A 22,648-nucleotide genomic window follows, 5' to 3' on the forward strand; every position below is an offset into this window, starting at 1 on the left:
CAGTTGAGGAGCTGCGACTACGACTTCAGTCGAAATGTCACTTTCAGGCCGTTTGTTTTTCTATATATCTCTAATCTCCAGCTCATTCGGTTACAGGTTTTCTCAACCAGCATCAGCCCCAATCCTATACTCTCTTCGCTGGTAACTTCATCGTCGCCATACTCTTCGTTCTCGAACACCATTGCGTCAGGTAGTACTTGCACAGACACGTGACCCTCATCGGTATATTGGAAAGCGTTGCGGATAAGGTTAGTCAGAACAATCCTTAATGCCGTCGCCGGAACAGAGCAGGGTGTTTCTGCTTCAGGGTAGTTGCGGATCACGCTGACGGGTTTGCCTTCAGTTTATTCGGGACACACACCTCAGGAACACAGTTTTTGATTTCAGTTGAAGCTGGAGAAAGAACTGCTCAAAATAAAGAGCCGATGTTGATAGGAAACTAATAAATGTATGAATATAAAAAGATAACTTCGAATCAGATTCCTATAGAACTCTTGTTGGAAGCTGACCCTTCTGAAGCCTGTATTGGTCGTTACCTGCAAGGAGCAACATGCTTTGCGACTTACTTGACTGGTGATAATGGTGAAGAAACGATCGTCGCAGCGTGTGTGACAAATCAGAGCAGTGATAGTGACTCGGTTAACGAGGCAGAGATCTATAACATTGCTGTATCTCCTCTGCATCAGAAGCAAGGTATTGGTAGTACACTGCTGGTGTATGTTTTAGAGCAGTTGAAAGAGCAGGGCTTTGATAGAGTTATTCTGGGGACAGGCACCTTTGGTTATCAGCTAACTTATTATCAGCGAGCTGGTTTTCGTGTCGAAGGCGTTAGGAAAAACTACTTCATCAAGCATTACCCTGAGCCTATCTACGAGCATGGTTTGCAGCATATTGATATGTTGAAACTGGGAATTGATTTGTGACTTTAATCCACTTTTATTCGGGACACACACATAAAAGTATTAAGTTAAGACTGATCTAGTGATAACCCGGCTGTAATCTGACCAACTGCTGGTTGGTTAATTTTCTGTATAGAGTAACCTGCACTCAATATTTTCAGGCTGGGTACTTGTTATGACAACAGCAAGAAAGCAATTAGTCTCACCAGAAACAACACCTTATTATCACTGTGTCTCTCGTTGTGTCAGGCACAGTTTTCTTTGTGGCGAAGACCCGGTTACAAAGAAATGCTTTGAACATCGAAGAGGGTGGATTGAACGAAAAATCTATTCTCTTTCAGCCGTTTATTGTATTGATATTTGCGCTTATGCCGTCATGAGTAACCACTACCACCTTGTCTTACATATCAATAAAGAGGAGGCTTTGGAGTTAACTGATGCAATGGTGGTTGAGCGTTGGCAACAAAACCATAAACTTCCTTTTCTTATACAGGGTTGGCTGACAAATCAGTTGAAATCCGAGGCTGAAAGACGAGCTGCAGCTAAGATAATCGAGTCTTGGCGCTCTCGCCTATGGGATCTAAGTTGGTTTATGAAAGAGCTAAATTTTGATATCGCATGCAAAGCAAATCGGGAAGACGACTGTAAAGGACATTTCTGGGAAAGCCGCTTTAAGAGTCAGGCCTTACTTGATGAGCAGGCGTTGATTTCTGCAATGACTTATGTTGATTTAAATCCGCTGCGGGCAGGAGTTGCTCAGACACCCGAAACATCAGAATACACATCGATAAAAGCTAGGTTGGAGGCTCTGAATAGTGAGCAGGAGACAGCTCCGTGCCTGTATCCATTTGTTGGAAATCCTACTAACAAACTAGTTAAAGGAATCCCGTTTAGACTTTTAGACTATATCGAATTGGTTGACTGGACGGCGAGACAATATCGTGCAGATAGGAGTTCGCTGGACTCTTCTACGCCATCAATACTTCAACGTTTGAGTATCAATCAAATCAAGTGGTTTAATGCGGCGACTAAACTTGAGCGCTACAAAAGTACAGCTGTGGGGTGTGCATGTCATCTTGAGCATGCGAAACAGAGCCTAAACAAAAAGCGCTTGAATCTATTCCGGCTGGATGGATGATATTGACTGCAGCTCTTCCGACACTTCTATAAAGTTACTCCGTTCATAACATAACATTGCATGTTGTATCTAAAATCATTCATTTGAGGAATGATTGATAGGTAACTATCAAAGTCGCTTTAATCTCTCCCTGAATCAGCGAAAATAACTTAAAAATCTAGACAGAAGTCTTAGGGATATTTAATTAAGTGCCTGTCCTGACAAACTACAAAGAAGCAAAGAAGTGCCAGCAAAGAAGTGCCTGTCCCTGCAAAACTGTCCCTGCAAAACTCGGCAATGCATGCCATGCAAAACTAAAAATACCTGTTGTAATAAACCCCTACCAGCTTGTCGTAGCTACTTTCAACGCTAAAGCGGACATCAGCTTTGTTACTGATGTTAAAGCGTGTGTCCCCGTAAAAGGCAAAATCCCAACCTTCACCATTCAACCCAAGTGAGGGCACTATCCGCAGGTGTGTTTTCCAACTGTCAGACCAGCTATACATTAATCCTGCAGGTAGCTGAAAAGCTGAGTCATCGAAGTAGGCGAAATCAACTTGGCCGCCAAGCATTGCGTAAGCCGACAGGCCGTTAAACCAGCGATCTGCAACGCCTAAATAACCTTTGAACAGAGACCGGTAACACTCATCGTCATGACATTCGCTATGCTCCACTGAGAGAGCCAACTGCCAGGCCAAACGGTCATTTTCAAACAAGTCCACATCATTGGTGTTGAGGGAAGCAATATTAATGAAATCCAGCTTTTTGAGGCGAACTTTGTCTTCGGTCACATGCAGTTCGGTATCCAGAACCGTAAGAGCTGAATCTTTTAGCCGTGCTGCATCGATAGACAAAAAGTCATAATAAGCGCCATATCCCCGCAAGCTCACATAGCTGCCATAGTTATCGCTATAACCTGCCCCCATACCGAGATTAATAGGCAACTGAGCTAAATGGGGCGGCTTGGCTATACTCTCTGGCCATTCAACGGCGAAGCTAGCTAGCTGTAGCCTTGCCAGCAGCAACTTACGTTTTTGCTCCTTGTAGTCGGTATTAGACTCCTTTTTTGTGACCAATAGCAGTTCGGTATACTCGGTCAGCACATCCAGAACTTTGGCTTTTTCATAGTCAGAAAAATCATCTGACTGCATAAAAGATGTCAGCTCTGAAATGTCTTTAGCAATGGTGAGTGCCTGCTGCTTTTCTGCATCACTAAGAGCCAGATACTTGTTTTGAATACGACTGTACTTAGACTGACGCTGATTGACCTTTTTCACCAACGGCTTTCCGCGATGCTCTGCTTCCGGAAGTGCGTGGAATATATCGATGGGCATATCCCATGGCTGAACGCCCGTGTCGAGAGGCTGTTGCAGAACAATACTCAGAATATCTTTAAATGCCGTAGAGCAGTTGTCACTCAAGAAGTAGTAGTTGAAATCAACATTCTGTAGCTCAAACAGGTGCGCCTGCAGCAAGGCAACTTCAGGCTCGGTCAGGTTAAGTTCGTACTCCCATAGTTCACGCTGCTCGTTTTCAGCATAGCTGGCAGTATGGAGGTAGTAAGTTGCTGTAGTGTAACTGGCACTGTAGCCACCAAAAATACCGTACAATACATATTTCACCGGGTTGTCATCAGGGTGAGCATCTGCCCCGAAGTTGATACCCGTATCCAGCAGCTCTATTTCTGTTTTATGGTCATCCCGACGATTAAATTTCATCATTAGGTGGCCAAAAAAAGAGGCCGGGTTGCCGAGATAGCCAGTGACATATACCAGACTGACCGATTCAGTATCACTATGCTGAATCCACTGTTGATAGTCGTCGCAATCTTGCAAGGACAGTCCCAAATCAGAACCGAAATTCGCTTTAACCCAGATATAGCGGGCAGGGTAACGGCAATGGGCCATTTCTGATGGTCTGGTAAAGGCACTAATAGTCGCCATCAGTTCATCATCTGCATCAGAACTGCCGTTTTTAGAAAGGAAAAAATCAGGGCTGGAGATAGTACTATTGCCTCCTTTAAAGTGCAGCAGCTTTGCCCACTGTTCCATCTGTTTTTCGCTAAGCGAACCCGATGCCAGTACAGTTCGCGGAAGCAGTAGAGTCACAGACAGCAGAATACAGAAAACAGGCGACACACAGCATTGTGCCACCTGTCTTTTAATGCAGATTAAGACGCCGTACACTGCTTTGAAGCGTGTTTCGCCACAATTCGGTAGTAACTGTCAGCCTTTTCGTGGTGAGGCATTTCAGCATAGCTATCATTGGCCAGCACTTTGGCAAAGTCATTCCGGATGTTATTACGCACCAATTGTTGCTCAGTTTGTCCGCATTCAAGGATATTCAGCATCGCGACCATATGTTCGCCTTCACCTTGTACTGTCTCTTGCTCCAATTCCGGATAAGTTCGGTCGATAAACTGGGCGGCTGCATAGAATGGACCCGAGCAGGTTGATGGGCTCGAATAGTAAGAGATGGATGCAGTTGTACCCAGGTCGAAAGTAACGTTTGTGGTAACCGCCAGCCAGCCGTTTGCATAACCGTTGGCAATCCAGTGGCCAAGGCCGCAGCCTTTATAAATGCCATCGAGAGAAGCGTTGGCGTTTGGCAGAAAAGCAAAAGTGCTTAATAGCAAAACAAAGATTCTGTTTTTCAAAGTAAAGCTCCTTCTTAAACTTGTAACAGTTGATGAACAACCAATGCCTATTTGAATTTTAGAGCCTAAAGACATTTGGATACCTAATGTAATGGCTGTAAGTGAACAACAGGTGAAAGCCTGACAGCTTTGAATATCGAAGCAGATATTAGGTGTGTGTCCCCGATAAGTCTGCACCTATTTCAAGTGCCTGTCCTTTATAAATACTAGGTCAGATAACTGATTTTTCGATAAAAATTGCCAACTTTGCTCACAAAAGTCAGTATAGAGGCCTGAAGGATGGAAAATTAAACCTAATGCAATCCAAAGCAATAACAACAGAGCGCTTAACATTAACGCCGGTTTCTGGTGACGATCTCGACATTTACACTACATTACTAACCAGCAAAGAAACCACGCGATACCTGCCGGGAGGGAAACCTTTCTACAAAACTTATATAGAAAACTACCTGCAACAGAAACTAGCTCATTGGCAAAAGGGTTACGGTACCTTTATCGTTTCTCTAAAGCAGTCGGGCGTGAAGATAGGCTATGCGGGAGTAGAGTCGGTTGGAAGAAGTGATAGCAGGGAAGAGTTAAACGACATTCGTTATGCCTTACTGCCGGAGTTTTACGACAAAGGCTATGCAGAGGAAGCAGCCCGAGCCGTTATAGATTTTACTTTCCGGCAAGCTGGCCTAAACGTTATTTACGGCGTGGCCGTTCTGGAAAATACACCTTCAGTTAAGCTGTTAAATAAGCTGGGGATGTCTACGACCAGCGAACGACTATATGACAGTGATGATTTGGTTACGATGAAGATTATGAAAATTAAAAGGACATATATGGTCACTCCAATCAAGTAAAGATTGAAGGTTTGTTAGTTACAAAGCCATAGTCGTTTGTCCGTTACATAAGATTCACCTGATTAATGGTATTGGCATCAGTTAAGAATACGGTCTTTTGACATATATCCGGCGTCTCTGTTTCGCTTTAGTGCGAAGCGCCCTAATGAGATTCAAGAGCCCTGTTTGCCTGTTACACACACTATGCTTTCACTATCAAGCAGTTGTCCTCGACGAGGTTCTAAACAGGGCGAATGCCGTTTTTTCATTAACTGTGTTGCTACCGTTTCCTGTTTGTTGTCTGGTTTTCAGTATTTTGTGTTGCTAACTAAGCACATGCTTTAGAAGCTTGGAACTCTGTTTTCGTTGCTAATACCACCCAGATAATACGAGCAAGCTTATTAGCTAAAGCTACGGTACATTTACATGGGTGCATACGCTCTTTTAAGCCATTCATCCACTGGCTGAGGCGGTCGTCTTTGCCCGAGCTTCTGCTTAGTATTGCTCGCGCTCCATGAATGAGAAGCTTTCTGAGTGTCCGGTTTCCCCGTTTGCTGATTTTACCCAGCCGGTTGATATCTCCACTGGCGTATTGTCGAGGCGTTAATCCAACCCAGGCGGCGAACTGGCGGCCATTTTTAAAGCAACCAATGTCATTGATATAAGCCAGAAGTGCTGAGGCCACTATCGGCCCAACTCCGGGAACATTAAGCAGCCTTTGATAGTCATTTCGCTGGGCAAGAAGATGCTGTAATTCTATTTCGATGTCTTTAATCTGCTTAGAGCATAAGCGAATATTAAGCGCAATTCTGGTGATAAAACCACGCGAGACAGGCGTCAGTTCATTGCTGTTATCTTCTAAAATTAAAGGTAACTGACGTTTTATATGCGCAATGCCCTTGGGAAGTACTTCACCATACTCGGCAAGTAATCCCCTGAGCTGGTTCATCCAAGCACCACGCTGCTTAATGAGTAACTCCCTGATTTTATGAAGAGACTGAACATCTTGTTGCTCAATCGATTTGATGGGAACAAAACGCAGTGTTGGCCGGAATGAGGCTTCAGCGATTGCCAGTGCATCGTTGTTGTCGTTTTTATTGCCAATAACGAACGGCTTCACCGCAAAAGCAGGAATACACTTAACGGTATGGCCGAGCTTCTGAATACGACGCCCCCAAGGGTTGGAAGAGTAGCAGGCTTCCATAACGACCAGAGTCGGTTCGAACTGTCGTAGCTCATGCAGCAAGTTAGAGCGTTTTACTTTCTTGTTGAACAAGACTGTTCTTTCGTTACTGAGTGCGCAAATTTGAAAGACATTCTTTGCTAAATCGATACTAATAACACTACATTTCATAATGGTCACTCCGTTAGATTGTCGCTGTAACACTTCAATCTTGGCACATTGCGATGCCGGTTGCGGAGTGACCATCTCAACACACACCTAACAAAGAAGTGTGTGTCCCCGATAAAAACCTACAAATTCATAATCTTCTCAAACTCTTCCTCAGAGTATTTCTTCTCGGTGCTCTTAGTCAGATCCGTCATCATCTTGTATCTGAGGTCGGTGGCGATGGTCAGGGTGCGCATTAGCTGACCGTAAGAGAAATCAGCTGCCATAGTCAGCGCTGCCTGCTTATCGGTTTTGTACATGGCTGCAAGGGTGGTATCCATATGTTTCACTTGCTTATACAGCTTGGTCTCTTCCTTATCCCATGTTGCTTTTAGCATTGGCAGATACTTGCCTTGATTGGCTGAAGCCAGCGCGGTTAAGCTGCGGAACTGCCAGTAGGCAGAGTCGTCACTGTAGGTATCGTCACCTACTTTATACGCCTTTGGATACTCCTTCAGGGTAGAGTATAGCGGCACAAGTACCGACTCCGGTAACACGCCGAAGCTCTGCCAGATAACCCCTTGTAGCTCGTGAGGCATATCAGGGCGAAGCTGAATAATGTGCGATTCAAGCTGACGCTCTACCCGCATCGGGCGCTCTGCTTTGCCTTCCAGGCTGGTGCCTTGGTAAGTGGCACTTAGTACTTCGGCGACATCATTAACTGAGATTTTATTGTCCGGCTTCATAAACAGTGGGTACTGAGCAAGACGCGCTTCCTGCTTGTTCGATGGGCTTAGCATCTTCTGTCCCAGCCATTCGCGGTCGATATTGTACTCATCCGCCACCACGCCAAAGGCTTTAGCAAAGTTGAAGGATTTCTTATCCGGGTTCTTCAACAGCTTATGCTGCTCAACAAACTCAAACATGCCTTCAGAGTGCAGAACATCTTTACTGTTTAAGTTCACCCCGTGAACCCGCAGGCCGTTGGCAATCATGGCGTAGCTGTCGTTTGGCACTTTCACCGCAATCCAGTGGTGGCCCGAACCAATTTCAAACAGCCATACTTCATTAACATCGGCAATATACAGGCTGTTACCTTCGCCCGCACCGTAGGTTTCAATATACTTGCCCAGCAGCTCTACCGCGTGTTTGGCCGAAGTGGCCTGAGGCAATAATAGGGTAGGGATGATGGCTTCAATCACACCAGTATCTACCAGAGGATCGGCCTTTTCGATGCGCTCATTCACATCGGCGCTGGTGGTCGCTGAAATCGCCACATTGTGTTCGTTAATACCGCGCTCTTCGTAGAACTTGCCTTTGCTGTCTACTGTGTAGGCATCCCAGTCAGGAATAGCTGAATAAGCAAAAAAGTGTTCCGGCATAGGCACCACAAGGCCGTTGCCCAGTTTCCAGTCGCCCGCTTCGTTGTCTTGCGCCGGGCGGTACTCCAGATGCTTGTTCCAGTTGTTGATACCAAAATCTTCATTACGGGCAATCATAATACTGCCGTCAGCAGACGCTCCTTTACCCACAATAAGGCCGGTACAGGCAAAGGCGCTTCCAGTTAATGCAAGGGCAACGGCACCCGCGATAAAACGAATTTTCATATAAATACTCCGGATTTGTAAATAAATAAGAAATAACATTCAGATAATATTGAAATTATCTTCCGTACAAATAATAACAGGCAGTATAAAAACAAAAGGAAAATAAAATTGGATTAAGGCTCACAAAATTAGCCTGAATAAATATATGAATAAACCAACGAAATCAGGGTTAATTATTCAAATGGTTATACGGTATAAATTAAAGTAATCGAGTGCATTAAAATAGCTAATTATAAGGGGTCAATATAATCATAAAGGTAGAAATAATTATCCGCCAGAGAGTCTGTAATTCGTCCAAGCCACTATGGATGTAGGCTTCGTCAGTACATCTCTCCACGGTTTAAGGAATGTAATAGTTTGCTGGGTTTAACTGTTGAACTCCCGGCTATAGAAATCGTGTTTATAAACAAGAATAGAATTGAAAAAGGATAAATATAGTTCAATAAAACAGAAAAGATATCCACTTTCGGAATAATTAAGGTGGGCGCCAATATGTGATATTAATTCAAATTGAAGTGACTAGGATGATGTTCACAAATTTATAAAGTCGCATAGCAGGAAAATTAATTTAACCGGAAAGTTGACAGTTAACATAAGGAATATATAAAACTATCCGCTAGCGTATAAAGTTAAGCCTGCAAAAATATGGTGCTTCAGAGCTCTAAACCGCTTTCATCCAGCAGCTTGTCTATAATCCCTTCCTTTCGCATCAGCCTCAGCTCGTTTGAAATTCTTTCAGCTAAAAGCTTATGTTGAGGCGCTAAGTACATATGCCCTGAATAAGAGTAAAGGTTATCGATAATGTGTAGTGATGCATTACTAAACGCCGTGTCGTGCACTAGGTTTCTCAGTTGGTTCGAAACACCAATCAGCACTTCACATCGCCCTGCCAGTAGTGTTCTTAGTCCGCGTTTCAGAGACGATACTGGATGTGTAAGGGCTCTGTCTACACGCTCATGTAAGCGGTTCTCCACAATCAGCGAGCCCCGGTGAAAGCAGATATTAACTTTATTGGCGACAATATCGTCAAAAGACCAGGCTGTGACATTACTGAAGCGGGCAACTGCAATCACGTAACCCGTGTAATGGGGCTCTTCCACCCGTACCAGCTCCGGATACCACTGCTTGTACTCATAAACTCTACTGATATCACCATCAAGCAGCCCGTCAGCCAGCATTTGGCTGGATCTTTTATGAGGGTACTCGTGAAAAACAAACTCAATACCAATACGATGAGATAAGGTTTTATACAGGGAAGTCAGATAGTTAAAAGCTGGTGTTTCAGGCGGCTTTTGTACAGAAATTTTCAGATACTGCTGAGCCTGCACCGCAGCAGATAACAATAACAGAGTAGAAAAAATAACCTTCCTTATCGCGTTCATCGCACCTTTCCGTAGCACAAATAGCCTATTAGAAGGATAGTTAGTCGTTCAAATAGGGTAAAGCCGAACCCTTACCCTATGTTCTTATTGAGTGCCCGATCACAGGCAAAACAGCTGATCTTTTCAGGTGTCTGTCCTGAATAAAAGAAGTGTCTGTCCCGACTAATTCCGACTGATTCGAACGCTAACAGACAGGCTGATAGTGAAATGCCTTCTTATACTCCCGTGGGCTTGTACCTAACTGTTGATGGAAATGCCGGCGGAAGTTTGTTGTGGAGCCAAAGCCGACTTTCTCAGCTATCTGCTCGAAACTGAGGGTTGTTGTCTCCAGCAGCCGCTGAGCGTATCTTACTCTCGCCTGAGTCACCCATACGGTTGGCGTCACTCCCAGTGCTTGTTTAAACTTTCTGTTGAAGGTGCGGGAAGTCATAAACACCCGGCTTGCCATCTGCTCGACAGTGATATTTTCATGTAAGTTTGACTCTAACCAGTTAAGAAGCTGGTTAATTTTGTCGTCTCCGGTTTCGTTGCTGCTATGGCTAATAAACTGTTTTTGCCCTCCCGAACGGTGCCTTTGCACCACCGATATCTTTGCCAGCTCGTTGCAGGCGTAGTTACCCAAATCAAGCCCGACAACATACAGGCACAAATCCACACCCGCGATAGCGCCTGCAGAGGTTAAAAACTGCCCGCTGTCTATATACAGCAACTCCGGGTTGACCTTGGTGAGAGGATACCTTTCCTGCAAGGATGCGGCATGCTTCCAGTGTGTGGTTACCTGCAGGTGGTCGAGCAGCCCCGTCGCTGCGAGCACAAAGGCGCCGGTGCAGATAGAAAGCACTCTTCCGCCCTTGTCAGCGTGTTGACGAATGGCCTCTATTACCAGTTGCTGAACAGGGAGATCCAAGCCCCTGACTCCCGGCACGATTAAAGTGTCTGTCCCTGATAATTGAGATAACTTTTCAAGGCCAGCTCCGGATTGAACGGAGAGGCACTCTGCATCTTCCATCTCTGCATCGCCGCAGAAAAACACCTGATAGGCAGGATCACCACTAGGCAGCGTTGCCCGACTAAAAGTTTCATAGGGTAGAAGTGCGTCCGTTAGTACCACACCATCAAAAAGAAGGATGGCAACTTGATGTTTAGGTGGCGAATTTGTTGCGATATTTGTCATTTACACTACTTGGGGGATTTAACCGTGGGTGTATAGTTATTTCAGATGAAGTCACTCTCTGTCAAATGAAAAACGCACGGTTTGATGGGTATAGGGGACTTTAAAAATTAACGCCTCAGCCAGGTAATACCCTGTTATAAGGAGCTCATCCATGAATCCAGATTTGACCCTGTCAAAACCCAAACCGACCAAATTTTGCATACTTTGCCATTTTATTAAGGGGGATATCCGTACCACGGCAGAAAGGACCCGTGATGTTGTATTAAGGCGAAAAGCCCCTTATGTAGCACCGGAGCATTACACATTTCCGGACAGCAAAGCCTGCGAAGAGGCATTAAAACTGGTTAAACAGTACAGCCCTGAATTTCTGGTAAACCATAGCATACGAAGCTACGCCTTTGGTCTGGCAATGAGCCATAAAGTCAGCAAGCCGGTAGATAAAGAGGTCTTTTTTGTCGGTTCGATAATGCACGATATAGGCTTAACGGAACACGCTCCCCAGCAACATACCTTTGAAGTTGAAGGTGCCCGGGTGGCAAGAGAATTTTCACTAAAGCAGGGGCTTTCGGCTGAGCGATCAGATTTGATCCACGAAATGGTGGCTCTGCATAACTCTGTCGGCATCGCACATAAGTGTGATCCTGAAATCGCCTTACTGCATTTTGGCGCTGGAGCCGATGTAGCTGGCTTGTGGGTGCACGATATCCATAAACAGACCCTGAATGAAGTGCTGGACGCTTACCATGATGAAGGGTGTAAACAGGGCATGGCAAAGCTGATACAGGAGCAGATAGAGCGTAAGCCGGATAGCTATATGTCGACCATGGTGGAGCTTGGCTTTTTAAATAAGATGGCCAAAAACAAATTGCGTTAAGAAACTAAAATTAAAGGGAATTAAAGGGACACACACCTCAACTGAGAACAGTAAAGAGGTGTGTCCCCGATAAGTGATTGTCGTAGAGATGTCATTGAGCTCGTGAGTTTAAGTATAAAATAAGTAGATAGTTTTAAGGTTCTGGTATGCATTGCCACGCTGAGCATGGCAATGAGGAAGGAAAAGCTGCTTTATAAAATACAGTTATTTTAGTAGTGGATTGTGACTTATTGGTTCTTCAGCATGGCCGCCAACTTTTTGGCTAGTTTTGGTCTGGTCATTTGCTCAATAGCTTTGGCTTCACTAACTTCTGAAGGCTGATAAAGCGTAGGCCACCATGACTGCAGAGAAGGGTCAGTTGTCAGGAAATCAAAATTCTCGTTACCGAATCTGAAATGACTATGTCGAAGTGTATCAGGACCATGCTGATCGAATGGAATAAACAGTATGTATTTAAACCCGGCATGGATCATCGCTTGTGCATCGGTTTTAAAAATGTGCCAGGTGACGGTTTTCTCGCCCCTTGCCACGCTGATACTAGCAATATAAGCGTAATCACCAGTCATCTTATCGTTAATAGTAATCGTGTTTTCGTCAATTACGCTAAGGGAGTTTATTTTCGTAGCATATAAATCATAAACAAAATCCTTTGCCATTCTATTGGTATACCCATTGGGCAAGTTTTTCACCATCTCTTCAAAAAACTTTTCTCCAGATTCGTTTTGAAAAAGTTCAATCACCGATGTGCTGTAGCCTTTCCATGGTGTTAGATCGGAGATGGTATCTGTTGATTTACCACCTGCAAATAAGGAATTAGAAAACAGACACACTATAAAAATTAACGAGGTTATTAACTTTTTGTTCATTGTGGGGCTCCTTACTATTTATGTTTAAAGTAACCTTTATCTTAATGAGAATTATTATCATTTAAATCAAGAGGGCGAACCGGATACAAGATCACAAATTAAATCAGTATTTTTTGAAATCAGTTTAAAGTGCCTGTCCCGGTAAAATCTTTAAGTGTCTGTCCCGATAAATCGCGCGATAAATCGCGTTAAATCGATTAGCGTTTCCGTCCAGAATTAACTGCACTTGCTAACAAATAATCAAATTAAAGGAGTCTAATTTCTTCTGGTTATTCAGGGAGATATACATGATTAATATCAGAAAACGCTGCCTGCTAATCACCAAATAATATGCTGTTTAGAGTTGATTAATATGAGTGATCACTATGAAGAATAATTTTAAGTTAATAGCTTTTCTCTTTCTGACTTTCCCGACGATATGTATTGCCCAATCCGACCGGTGTGTAAGTTATCAAAAGAGTATGGATAAGATAGAGGTTAAAGCAACAGAACGTTTAGCGGCTGGTAAAGCCAAAAGTGCGCTGTCTCAAGTTAAGTCCTATAACAAAACGCTGAGTAAATATGAAAAGGAAGAGTGCCCGGATGTTGATAAGTATTCTGCTGTTTATAGTGGCCTTAAGCAAAAGGTAGAGACTGCACTCAATCTAGAAACCTGCAACAGGTATAAAGGGAACCTGGACAAAATCAATGCCGAAGAAATAAATACGTTTGTCGCTAACGGTGATTCTCGTTCTGCTGAAAGAGTATTTAATAAGTTCAGTAAAGAGCTTAACAAGTTCACAAAAGCAGAGTGTCAGGGGGCCGATTTATACAGAAACAAAGCCGTTTCTTATGCGGCTTTGTTAAATGGCGAAAAATGTAAAGATGCACAGTACATAATGAGCGCCCTTCAACAAGAAATAGAGCGGCTTGTTGCGCTAAAAAGTCCACGCATACATCAAAACTCCATCGGTTCGAATATTCATAAATACACGTATCAGTTAGATAAGTATAAAAAGTATCAATGCTCTGCTGACTTCGCTGCTTTCGAGAACAAGATTGTTAACTGGAAAATCCAGCAAAATCCGTATTTGTATTACAGGCAAACCGTCGAAAACAACGATTTGCAAGGCGCTAAGGTAGCAATTAACAATGGCCTCGATCTTAGCTCTATTGAGCCCATCGCTTACGCCATTAAAATGAACCGGCCTGAAATTGTCACTCTGTTAATAAATAACAGTAAGGGCGTGAAGTACAAAGGCAACTCCCCTTTGTTTATCGCTGTTTCTGCTATGGACTCTGACAACAAAGTTGCTCAACTTAATATGATTAAGCTGCTCCTGTCTCACGGTGAAGATTTGAAGGCATTAAACAATACTAAGCTTGTGGTGAAAATTGCGGCGCAAGCCGGAGATTTAGATTTTATTAAACAACTCGAGGCGACGCCTCTGGAAGCCGTAGATTATGCGGCCTGTTATGACAACGCCTCCCCTAATCAGGCTGAATTACAAGGTTATTGTGTCAGCAAAATGAAATCTTCCCGCTTCGGGACAGACTGGGATGAGATACCTGAAGGAATGAAAGATCGCTCCCTTACAAGTGAGTTTTTGCAGCAGGGCAATTACCTCATCGCGCATCGGGCAAAGAGGGAGCAAAGTCCGGTTGTTGAAATGAAAAAAGTGAAGATTCGTGGCAACAGTTGGTCTATCTCGCGCAATGAACAGGGGCTGATTGTCTCAAGGTCAGTAACAGCAAGTGGTTTTATCAAGAACAACCAAGGGCTTTGTATTGTTCAGGGAATGGAAGCGATACAGAGTTACGAAGGGAATGGCTATGGAGCGAGCAGAGTGATTTTGCGCGGGCGCGGGTATATTGATTGTGATTAAACGTTAAAGCGGCATGGGCTAATGCTTGTATAGCTTGCTTTATAGAGTGGTCTGAATTTTTTCAGGCCACTTTTTGCATTGCCACGCACAGGATGGCAACGGAGGAGAAACTTAAAGAACTTAAAGGGACACACACTTCAACTGAGAACAGTAAAGAGGTGTGTGTCCCAGATGGGACCAGATGGGACTCTTAGGAGAAGGTTGCAGAGAAAGGAACAAAAACAAGGCATTCTAAACCCGCTCCAACCATAGCAATCGCCGCTAAACTAAGGTACAAGTAACAGAAAACCCGCCATGAACATATGACAAGATGACAACAGAAACCGAATTCAAGGTAATCCGGCTGGATATAAATAACCCGCAGCAACGTAATGAAATGCAGCAACTTTTTCAGGAGTACAGCGCTTCGTCTACGGCTGAGATCCGCAGTGACATAGTCGAAAAGCTGTGCGAGCTTCCGTACTTTACCGGCTTTATGGCCTACCACGGTGACACACCGGCGGGCTTTGCTGTTTGCTTTGAGTCGTTCTCGTCATACCGCTGCAAAAAGGTGCTGAACATACACGACTTTATGGTATCAACCCGGTTATCGCGGAAGAGGCTTTGGTAAAACCCTGCTAAAGCAAGTAGAAGCCTTCGCTATTGAAAATGACTACCTGAAAATCACGCTGGAAGTAGACCAAGATAACCACAATGCCAAAAAACCTGCCTGCGGCTTTGAAGACCACACAGTGGTACTAAAAGGGCTGTTGCACTGGCAAAAATACCTGTTGAATTAGACGTTTATTGTGAAGCGATTCACGAAATATAATACCATTTTCATACTCAACCAGTTTTAAATTGTGAAGCCGTATATTATCGGGACAGTCGAAATACGGTTAATGCTATGCCTTCAACATCATCGTTTTACCAACAGAACGCACAACAGCTCTCAGAGCAGTACAACTCGGTCTCCTTTGAAACCGCACACGCCTCGTGGAAGCCATACTGGCCGCTGGAAGGGGAACGGGTGCTGGATGTCGGAGCGGGCTCTGGCCGCGATGCGTTATGGATGGCAGAACAAGGGGCAGAAGTGACCGCACTTGAACCTTCTGCCGCCATGCTGGAACAGGGCAGGGCACTGACCGGAGACAAAGTAAGCTGGTTGCGCGATGAGCTTCCCGCCCTGAAAGCCGCAGAAAGCTTAGGTATGCGTTTCGACGTAATATTACTAAGTGCCGTCTGGATGCACATTGCACCAGCCAACCGGCAACGTGCTTTCCGTAAACTTTCTAACCTGCTTGCCCCAAACGGAAGGCTGATCATCACCCTTCGTCATGGTGAGTTCACCGACGGCCGCATAGGTTACCCAGTTTCGGTTGATGAACTCAGACAGTTGGCAAAACAGACCGCATTAAAAGTGCATATCGGACGATTCCCTTAACCGCAGTGAAGTATGGTGGCAGACGGTGGTACTGTCGCTGCCCGATGACGGATCCGGTGACCTTAACCGCGTGCGTCATATCATTGTTAATGATAGCAAAGCCTCTACCTACAAACTGGCATTGCTTCGGGTGTTGCTGCGCATTGCCGATGCTCATCCCGGATGCGTCACCGACAGAACCGATGATGAAGTATCCATCCCGCTGGGGCTGGTGGCCTTGTATTGGATAAAGGCCTATAAGCGGCTGATAGATGTAGGCGAACTACAACAGAACAGCAATAGCGACAAGGGCTTAACCTTTATTACCCCTGATGGCTGGCAGAAAATAAAGCACCTATCTGCCGATGACTTGGCGGTGGGTTCACTGTTTGTGGGCGATGACGCCAAAGCACTGCATAAAACCATTCAGGCCTCCATTCTTGCGATGAAAACAGGGCCGATAAAGTACATTTACAGCGGATCTGTTGATGATAAAAAGCAGGAGTTTTCCACCAGCAAACCGGCCAAGACACCCAAGGTGCAAGAGAGCATCTATTTAGACAGCGAGTTTTTTGCAGGCTATGGCAGTTTTGTGCTTAAGCAGAGCCTGTGGGAATGTTTCCGCCTATACAATGCGTGGATAGAACCACTGGTAGTGAACCAGTGGGTGATGCAGATGCAACGATTCCGGTTAAATCAGCAGAACCAGGTAGCGATGCAAACCTACCACGACTGCCTGCAATGGCTGGACAAAGATCACGACACCAGCCATGTGCGCCAGCGGGTAACAGAACTACAGCAGGACAAACAAGAGATCAGCAGTGTATGGAGCCCCACCAGACTGAGGAAAACCTATCAGGTAGATCACTGCCTGCCGTTCGCTTACTGGCCGAACAACGATAAATGGAACCTGCTGCCAACAACCAGCAGCGAAAACCTGAGCAAAAAAGACCGTCTGCCAAGCCGCGAAAGGCTGATAGATTCTAAAGCCAGAATACTCGACTGGTGGCAGTTGGCATGGGGCGAACAGCCACACCATCAACAACGCTTCTTTACCGAAGCATCCCTCTCACTCCCAAATATCCCGCCACAATGCTACGACTTTGAAGAAGTGTTTCAGGCCATGGGTTTACAGATCAGCGGAGTGAAAAGCAGGTTATTGGTGGGGGAGTGGTGAGGGGTGTTGGTTCACAAAAATTGTTGCATTGATTGTAGAATAAATTAAAAAAAGAGGTATGTATGAAGTATAAGCAATTGATTAAGGAAAACGGCAGGTCTTATATTTACAAGAACGAGCGTATTCGTCAAAAATCATTTTTTGAAACTGTGGTGTCATGATGAGAGCAAGAAGAAACGACAGTGGACAGATTTTCAAAGGAATAAAGAAAATTAAAACTGTAGGCCGTATAAGTGATTTTCCTAAAGCAATAGCAACTATTAACACTAAGTTAGGTTCCTTTTTTAATTTTGTGCCAAGCAACTTAGAAAATATTGAAAATATAATCCGCATACCCAGAAGTGACTTTTTTAAAGAGTTAGTGTGGCACTGCAATATAATATCTAGCCACAAAAGAATTATTAAAGACTATATTTGTTTTAAAGAGCTTTACTCAGAGTACTTATTAAAAGGTGATTTTAAGAATGCTTTAGAAATATTGGATAAAATTGAAGCTAAGTGTGGTTGGTCTCTCTGGTTAATTGAAGCGAAGTTCTTTTGTTTACAACAATTAGACGGTCTCGAAGGTAACAAAGGCTTTTTGGAAGAAATATATGTAAGTAGAAGTCTATCGGATGAATTTGATCTTGTTTACTATTTGTCATTTCTAATTAGCGAAAGGAATGAGGATGGTTGTAATATTGTTGAGTTTTATTACAGAATCAACAAAGTGCTTAATGATATTGATGATGATGAATTTTCTGATTATTTAGGATCTATTGTAAGTTATGTGGTGTTTAACGATATAAATAAAGATGTCTCTCCTTCTGACCTTATTTGGAATTTTGCAACTTTGCCGTCAATTGATATGTATGAATTAATATTGAGATTGTTGGTAGAGTTTAAAAATGAACTTGATATAAGTGAGGTACGTTTGCCAATTAGGATTCTTTTAGAAGTGTCTGAAAAGAGAATTAATAGAATTGCTAATTCATATGGAGTGTCAAAAGGTGAATATTGGGATGAACTAAATTGTTTTGACGGTACGAACCTTGTTTACCCTCAAATGTACAATAAACTAATAATGTTTGATTATATGCTTGATATACAAGGGGAGTATATAAATAAGTATCACAATTCAATAAGGAGTATTGTCGAACAAAATGATGGTTTCAACGATGCGTTCACGTTTTTAACCCAATTTTCAGTAAATTTCAAACATGTTGATGAAATTTACTCAATGCTATATATCACCAGAGTATTTCTTGATGTTAGTGAAGTGAGATTGGTTAAAGATTTAGCTAGTGTATATGGAAAGGTAATATCTGACTCGGATATTTTAGAACAACTTAAAGTAATGCTGAGGGATAATGAACTACCTAGTAAAATTGACTATATAAATTTGCTGGAAGAAAAACAAAGTAGAATGGAGTCAAATTTCCCAGTAAAGAAAATAGAATGTGCTGATTTCTCAAAGTATGTTTTAAGTCACTCATTAGTTATAAACTTTCATGCTCTCCTTCACGCAGAGATGTACTCTGAAGCATTTAGGTTGTTTGTTGACTCATATATATCAAATACAAATGTTAGTAGAATATTTAAATTGAGCAATTTTATTCAGGGTAGAAAATGGAAATTCTATAAGAATTTAGATTCGTATGTTGATGCGACAATTGTATTAGATGCTTACAGCAACTTCATTCATGATGAAAAACAACTGTTTAACTTGAAAGCATGCTGGCGGTCATTTATGGCTGAGGTAAATGTTATAAATCCATCAGAGCTTACGCTTGAACATTTTAATGGAAATGAAAGTAAGTATCTGTATTTTTTAGAGCGAATATGCATTCCAGAAGTTATAGGCAGTGCTGCGAATGTCTATAATAGTGAAAGAGAAATTAAACTAGAGCGTATTGCTATATGCAATACTCTTTTAGAACATGAGCTAAATATTGATATAATTGAAGAAAGAGATGGTCTAGAACGTAGTATCGCGATTCTAGATGGATTAAATGAAGTAGAAATTGCAGGGCTAACAGTCGATCAAGAGAGATTTAAAATAGTTGCAAAAACGAAGCATCGTAATGATTTTAACAGGTATAAATCTTTCGTTGAACTAATGCTCAATAGGAAACAAGCTAGGAATGGAGATGAAGATAAAGGTGTTGGAGAGCATATACTGATTACCAAACCAATGGATGAAGGTGATACTATTTTAGTTAAGCTTATACACGATTTGGGGGATATGTTTCTAAAGAACCAAGAGTTTGGATTAGACTATTATTTGAGTATGCGGATAAGACATGGACGATTGATAGGAGTATCTCGTGGACCTTTAGAAAGAAGAAAGCTTGTTACAAAATACTCTGAACAACACGAAAAATATCTAGATAATGAGTATTGGTACGATAAGTACAAGGATCATTTTGATACTGACTCGTTAATCGAGCTTAATAAACTATTGTTAAATTTTTCTGATAAATTTGACAAGTTAATAAAGAGCTTTAAGGACAATCAGATTCAAGTGAGATCAGATGATAAACCTCACGGTATGTTTTCAATAAAAATTACTCAAGGTGGTCTTGATATTCTAAAGGAGACAATTAAACCACAGACAAGTATGGATGATTTTTTAATGACCATAATTGAATATTTTTTAATATTGGTTGAAAGGTCATCTAAAGAAGTGAAATTTTTTATTGAATCTAATTTAAAGAAAAACATTAACTATGAGCTTTATCACCTGCAATCTTCTATCGATACACTTGTAAAGAAAAATAATCTCTACATAAACCCTATGAGCTCTGAGATAGCTAGTGTTAGAACTGAGTTGAGCAAAACATTGGATGATATTTCTGCATGGTTTGATATATCTAGCGAGAACAAAACATCGATTAGAACATATTCTATGGAAGACGTTTTAGAAATATCTTTGGCTAGAACTAAGAGAATTTATCAAGAGTTTTTCCCTAATGTTGTTAGTGACATAAAAATAACTGATCTTAAGTTTCATAGTAGTGCTCTTGCCTTGCTTGTTGATGTGTTTAATATTGTATTCTCTAATATTTATGTCCATGGAAGAAATAATGAGCCTGTGATTGATGTACTATTTAATAACACGCATAGCATTGATTCAAGAGTAATAAAAATAAATGTCATAGTAAAAAACGAGATAAATGAAAGATATGTTGACTATGAAAAATTAAACAAAATTAGGAACGAAATTGCATCCAATCAATTAAAATCCAGACAAGAGGGAGGCTCAGGATTTCATAAGCTTGCTGCTATGCCGATTATATCTGAATCTAGTGATATTGATTTTGGATATGATGAAGGTGAATTTTTCGTTAATTTAACTTTGAGTTTAGAGTTACTTTGAGGTTTATAATGAAATTTCTTATTATTGAAGATGATGATTATAAAAACAATAAAATAATTGACTGTATCACTGACGCTTTTGAAGATGCAGTATTTAAATGTGCTAAATCTGTGAATTCTGCTGTCGTGTTATTAGAAAATTTAGAAGAGGATTATATTGTATTATTAGATATGTCTCTTCCTACCTACGATCTAGATGGTTCATCTGGTGGTCGACCACAGGGATTTGGTGGGATCGAGATATTAAGAAATATGGACTTTTTCGACCTAAGTAATAAAGTGATTGTGATAACCCAATATGAAACTATTCCTGTTGGAAATCAAGAAATAGATTTAGATCAAATTCAAAATGAATTAAAAGATGAATTTGAGGAGACATTTTATGATCTTGTACATTTTAATGTTGTTTCGGATGCATGGAAAAATCAATTAATAGATTCAATTAAAGAGTTAGAAAATGATTAAAATAATAATAGTAGATGATAGTGAAGAAAAAATTTCAGCAATATTATCTGGTCTACCAGAGAGTATTAGAAATAGTGTTGACATAGCAAAATCAAAATCATCAGCACAAAAAGCATTCTCAAAAAAAATTTACGACCTAGCTTTCATTGATCTAGCCCTTCCTCGGTATGACAATGAAGAACCATATCCTAATGAAGGTGCAAACTTAGTACAGGAAATTAATGAGTTTGATTGGTTCAAGTCTCCCAAAAAGATATTAGCGATTACCCAGCATTCTGATTTAGAAAGAGAATACTCAGATTCATTAAAGGAACTTGGCGTTACACTACACTTTCACGATGGAACCGGTAATATAGTTGATATTGTAAAGTACCAGTATGAGACTATAGAAAAAGCAAATAGACAGCTTGATTATAATTATGACGTATTGGTTATCGTTGCATTAGATGAAGAAGCAAGTCCAATTCTCAATGATGGTCGTTTTAATTGGTCTAGGCAGGAAGTATCAGGGCTAGAAGATATTAATATTCGAGTTAGTTCATTATTGATAAATGATGAAACGAAAAAAGTTGCGATCGTTATATTGCCTAGAATGGGGCTAGTTAGCAGTGCTATCACAACATCTAGGGTTGTAAATGAAATTAGGCCACGTTATGTATTAATGCCTGGTATTTGCGCTGGTATAGAAGGCGAGGTTGAGCTAGGAGATATCATAGTAGCTAACCCCTCATGGGAGTGGCAAACTGGTAAATGGAAGGGAGATAGCTTTGCAATTGAGCCTTATCAGATAGCTATTAATCAAAAAATGGCTGGGAGATTTGAACAGATGTTAGATAGTTCTATTTTAGATGAGTTGTGGAGAAACACCGACAATAAAAGACCCGAGAGCAAGCCTATATGCCATTTTGGACCAATGGTTTCTGGCTCTTCTGTCATTTCTAATTCGGACAAAGTAACAGAGTTAAAAGAGCAGCATAGAAAGTTGATTGGTATTGAGATGGAAATTTTTGGCGTATATGCTGCCTGTACACAGTCAAACGTTAATCCCGATTTTATTGGATTTAAATCAGTATGTGATTTTGGCAATGAACAAAAGGGCGATAGCTATCATAGCTACTGTTCAGAGATATGCGGAAAATTATGTTCAGATTTTGTAGAGTTTGTTTTGAGAAGTGATAAGTAGCAACACTTGAGGTTCTATGGCGACGCATTGATATATTACGGCTTGTTGTAAAACGAGCAGCTAGTTAAATTATATCCAATCGAGATAAGAGAGCCCAAACGGGCTCTCCCTCCAAACTCAAAATCAATCCCCATTAACCTTCTCATCAAACGCAATCAGTTCATGCAGATAGAGCAGTACGTAGTGCAGTTTGTCTTGGTTGTTGTCTGTGCTGGTGGCGTGCAGTTTTATTAGATAGTCGCGAGCTAGTGAGGGCAGGTAATCTTTGTCTGTGTTTGGGGTTAGGTGTTAGTTTAAATCAGCCATGGCGGCCTCCGTAGGCAATTTGTTTAATCACCACCCGAAGGTCTCAATCCCGACACCGGATTTTGCCGGTACCGAAACAGGGCATAAAAACATAGGCTTAGGTGCAATGCTTGTTTTGCTTGGCTTGTATGGTCGCTCGGAACTTTTCAGGCAGCTTTACTATA

The 22,648-nt window shown here is 42.0% G+C and carries 18 protein-coding genes and 1 pseudogene; 11 read left to right on the forward strand and 8 right to left on the reverse strand.

Annotated elements, in window-relative coordinates; translation table 11 throughout:
- Window positions 1-17 precede the first annotated feature (17 nt).
- Complete coding sequence (locus tag PK654_RS05875) at window positions 18-323, reverse strand: ATP-binding protein (protein WP_271698272.1); 306 nt, start codon at window positions 321-323, stop codon at window positions 18-20.
- 123 nt (window positions 324-446) lie between these two features.
- Between PK654_RS05875 and PK654_RS05880 the strand changes: the two genes are divergently transcribed.
- Together PK654_RS05880 and PK654_RS05885 are read left to right on the forward strand one after the other, a co-directional pair.
- Window positions 447-923, forward strand: coding sequence for a GNAT family N-acetyltransferase (locus tag PK654_RS05880; RefSeq protein WP_271698273.1), 477 nt, complete (start codon window positions 447-449; stop codon window positions 921-923).
- Window positions 924-1,074: 151 nt separating this feature from the next.
- A complete protein-coding gene (locus PK654_RS05885; RefSeq protein WP_271698274.1) occupies window positions 1,075-2,037 on the forward strand; it encodes a transposase in 963 nt (320 codons plus the stop codon).
- A 293-nt stretch (window positions 2,038-2,330) separates the two neighbouring features.
- Here PK654_RS05885 and PK654_RS05890 read toward each other — a convergent pair whose 3' ends face one another.
- Together PK654_RS05890 and PK654_RS05895 are read right to left on the reverse strand one after the other, a co-directional pair.
- Entirely contained in the window at window positions 2,331-4,154 is a 1,824-nt protein-coding gene (locus PK654_RS05890) for an Lnb N-terminal periplasmic domain-containing protein (RefSeq protein WP_271698275.1), read from the reverse strand.
- Window positions 4,155-4,186: 32 nt separating this feature from the next.
- A complete protein-coding gene (locus PK654_RS05895) occupies window positions 4,187-4,672 on the reverse strand; it encodes a DUF3015 family protein (protein WP_271698276.1) in 486 nt (161 codons plus the stop codon).
- Between the two features lie 296 nt (window positions 4,673-4,968).
- Here PK654_RS05895 and PK654_RS05900 point away from each other — a divergent pair, with 296 nt between their 5' ends.
- Complete coding sequence (locus PK654_RS05900; protein ID WP_271698277.1) at window positions 4,969-5,517, forward strand: GNAT family N-acetyltransferase; 549 nt, start codon at window positions 4,969-4,971, stop codon at window positions 5,515-5,517.
- Between the two features lie 307 nt (window positions 5,518-5,824).
- Here the strand turns inward: PK654_RS05900 and PK654_RS05905 are convergent, their stop codons facing one another.
- From PK654_RS05905 to PK654_RS05920, 4 genes are all read right to left on the reverse strand, one after another.
- Complete coding sequence (locus tag PK654_RS05905; RefSeq protein ID WP_271698813.1) at window positions 5,825-6,850, reverse strand: IS110 family transposase; 1,026 nt, start codon at window positions 6,848-6,850, stop codon at window positions 5,825-5,827.
- A 119-nt stretch (window positions 6,851-6,969) separates the two neighbouring features.
- Window positions 6,970-8,433 (reverse strand): C69 family dipeptidase, encoded by a 1,464-nt coding sequence (locus PK654_RS05910; RefSeq protein ID WP_271698278.1) that lies wholly within the window; start codon window positions 8,431-8,433, stop codon window positions 6,970-6,972.
- A gap of 653 nt (window positions 8,434-9,086) precedes the next feature.
- A complete protein-coding gene (locus PK654_RS05915) occupies window positions 9,087-9,815 on the reverse strand; it encodes a hypothetical protein (RefSeq protein ID WP_271698279.1) in 729 nt (242 codons plus the stop codon).
- Between the two features lie 184 nt (window positions 9,816-9,999).
- Window positions 10,000-10,989 carry a GlxA family transcriptional regulator gene (locus PK654_RS05920; protein WP_271698280.1) on the reverse strand — a complete coding sequence of 330 codons (990 nt, stop codon included), beginning with the start codon at window positions 10,987-10,989 and terminating at the stop codon, window positions 10,000-10,002.
- 151 nt (window positions 10,990-11,140) lie between these two features.
- On the opposite strand from PK654_RS05920, the gene PK654_RS05925 reads away from it, so the two are divergent.
- The gene (locus PK654_RS05925; protein ID WP_271698281.1) at window positions 11,141-11,863 is read left to right on the forward strand and encodes an HD domain-containing protein; all 723 of its coding nucleotides are present in this window, start codon (window positions 11,141-11,143) and stop codon (window positions 11,861-11,863) included.
- Window positions 11,864-12,090: 227 nt separating this feature from the next.
- Here the strand turns inward: PK654_RS05925 and PK654_RS05930 are convergent, their stop codons facing one another.
- The gene (locus PK654_RS05930) at window positions 12,091-12,729 is read right to left on the reverse strand and encodes a ZinT/AdcA family metal-binding protein (RefSeq protein ID WP_271698282.1); all 639 of its coding nucleotides are present in this window, start codon (window positions 12,727-12,729) and stop codon (window positions 12,091-12,093) included.
- A gap of 461 nt (window positions 12,730-13,190) precedes the next feature.
- On the opposite strand from PK654_RS05930, the gene PK654_RS05935 reads away from it, so the two are divergent.
- The 7 genes and pseudogenes from PK654_RS05935 to PK654_RS05965 all read left to right on the forward strand — a co-directional run bounded on the left by PK654_RS05935 (window position 13,191) and on the right by PK654_RS05965 (window position 22,178).
- A complete protein-coding gene (locus PK654_RS05935) occupies window positions 13,191-14,594 on the forward strand; it encodes an ankyrin repeat domain-containing protein (RefSeq protein WP_271698283.1) in 1,404 nt (467 codons plus the stop codon).
- 310 nt (window positions 14,595-14,904) lie between these two features.
- The gene (locus tag PK654_RS05940) at window positions 14,905-15,204 is read left to right on the forward strand and encodes a hypothetical protein (RefSeq protein ID WP_271698284.1); all 300 of its coding nucleotides are present in this window, start codon (window positions 14,905-14,907) and stop codon (window positions 15,202-15,204) included.
- Window positions 15,205-15,208: 4 nt separating this feature from the next.
- Window positions 15,209-15,373 (forward strand): hypothetical protein, encoded by a 165-nt coding sequence (locus PK654_RS05945; RefSeq protein ID WP_271698814.1) that lies wholly within the window; start codon window positions 15,209-15,211, stop codon window positions 15,371-15,373.
- A 107-nt stretch (window positions 15,374-15,480) separates the two neighbouring features.
- Window positions 15,481-17,173 (forward strand): annotated as a pseudogene (locus PK654_RS05950) (methyltransferase).
- 157 nt (window positions 17,174-17,330) lie between these two features.
- Window positions 17,331-20,531, forward strand: a complete 3,201-nt coding sequence (locus PK654_RS05955) for a hypothetical protein (RefSeq protein WP_271698285.1) — start codon at window positions 17,331-17,333, stop codon at window positions 20,529-20,531.
- Between the two features lie 8 nt (window positions 20,532-20,539).
- A complete protein-coding gene (locus tag PK654_RS05960; RefSeq protein ID WP_271698286.1) occupies window positions 20,540-20,995 on the forward strand; it encodes a hypothetical protein in 456 nt (151 codons plus the stop codon).
- Entirely contained in the window at window positions 20,988-22,178 is a 1,191-nt protein-coding gene (locus PK654_RS05965) for a phosphorylase family protein (RefSeq protein WP_271698287.1), read from the forward strand. The genes PK654_RS05960 and PK654_RS05965 overlap by 8 nt, the downstream gene beginning before the upstream one ends.
- Window positions 22,179-22,648 lie beyond the last annotated feature (470 nt).

It is taken from the genome of Vibrio sp. SCSIO 43137, assembly GCF_028201475.1.
Classification (GTDB): domain Bacteria; phylum Pseudomonadota; class Gammaproteobacteria; order Enterobacterales; family Vibrionaceae; genus Vibrio.

What these genes read in the sequence shown, in the direction of transcription:
- PK654_RS05885 (WP_271698274.1), top strand. Translation starts at nt 1,075, where the DNA reads ATGACAACAGCAAGAAAGCAATTAGTCTCACCAGAAACAACACCTTAT.
- PK654_RS05900 (WP_271698277.1), top strand. Translation starts at nt 4,969, where the DNA reads ATGCAATCCAAAGCAATAACAACAGAGCGCTTAACATTAACGCCGGTT.
- PK654_RS05935 (WP_271698283.1), top strand. Translation starts at nt 13,191, where the DNA reads ATGGATAAGATAGAGGTTAAAGCAACAGAACGTTTAGCGGCTGGTAAA.
- PK654_RS05920 (WP_271698280.1), bottom strand. Translation starts at nt 10,989, where the DNA reads ATGACAAATATCGCAACAAATTCGCCACCTAAACATCAAGTTGCCATC.
- PK654_RS05915 (WP_271698279.1), bottom strand. Translation starts at nt 9,815, where the DNA reads ATGAACGCGATAAGGAAGGTTATTTTTTCTACTCTGTTATTGTTATCT.
- PK654_RS05925 (WP_271698281.1), top strand. Translation starts at nt 11,141, where the DNA reads ATGAATCCAGATTTGACCCTGTCAAAACCCAAACCGACCAAATTTTGC.
- PK654_RS05930 (WP_271698282.1), bottom strand. Translation starts at nt 12,729, where the DNA reads ATGAACAAAAAGTTAATAACCTCGTTAATTTTTATAGTGTGTCTGTTT.
- PK654_RS05905 (WP_271698813.1), bottom strand. Translation starts at nt 6,850, where the DNA reads ATGAAATGTAGTGTTATTAGTATCGATTTAGCAAAGAATGTCTTTCAA.
- PK654_RS05910 (WP_271698278.1), bottom strand. Translation starts at nt 8,433, where the DNA reads ATGAAAATTCGTTTTATCGCGGGTGCCGTTGCCCTTGCATTAACTGGA.
- PK654_RS05940 (WP_271698284.1), top strand. Translation starts at nt 14,905, where the DNA reads ATGACAACAGAAACCGAATTCAAGGTAATCCGGCTGGATATAAATAAC.
- PK654_RS05880 (WP_271698273.1), top strand. Translation starts at nt 447, where the DNA reads ATGTATGAATATAAAAAGATAACTTCGAATCAGATTCCTATAGAACTC.
- PK654_RS05965 (WP_271698287.1), top strand. Translation starts at nt 20,988, where the DNA reads ATGATTAAAATAATAATAGTAGATGATAGTGAAGAAAAAATTTCAGCA.
- PK654_RS05960 (WP_271698286.1), top strand. Translation starts at nt 20,540, where the DNA reads ATGAAATTTCTTATTATTGAAGATGATGATTATAAAAACAATAAAATA.
- PK654_RS05955 (WP_271698285.1), top strand. Translation starts at nt 17,331, where the DNA reads ATGATGAGAGCAAGAAGAAACGACAGTGGACAGATTTTCAAAGGAATA.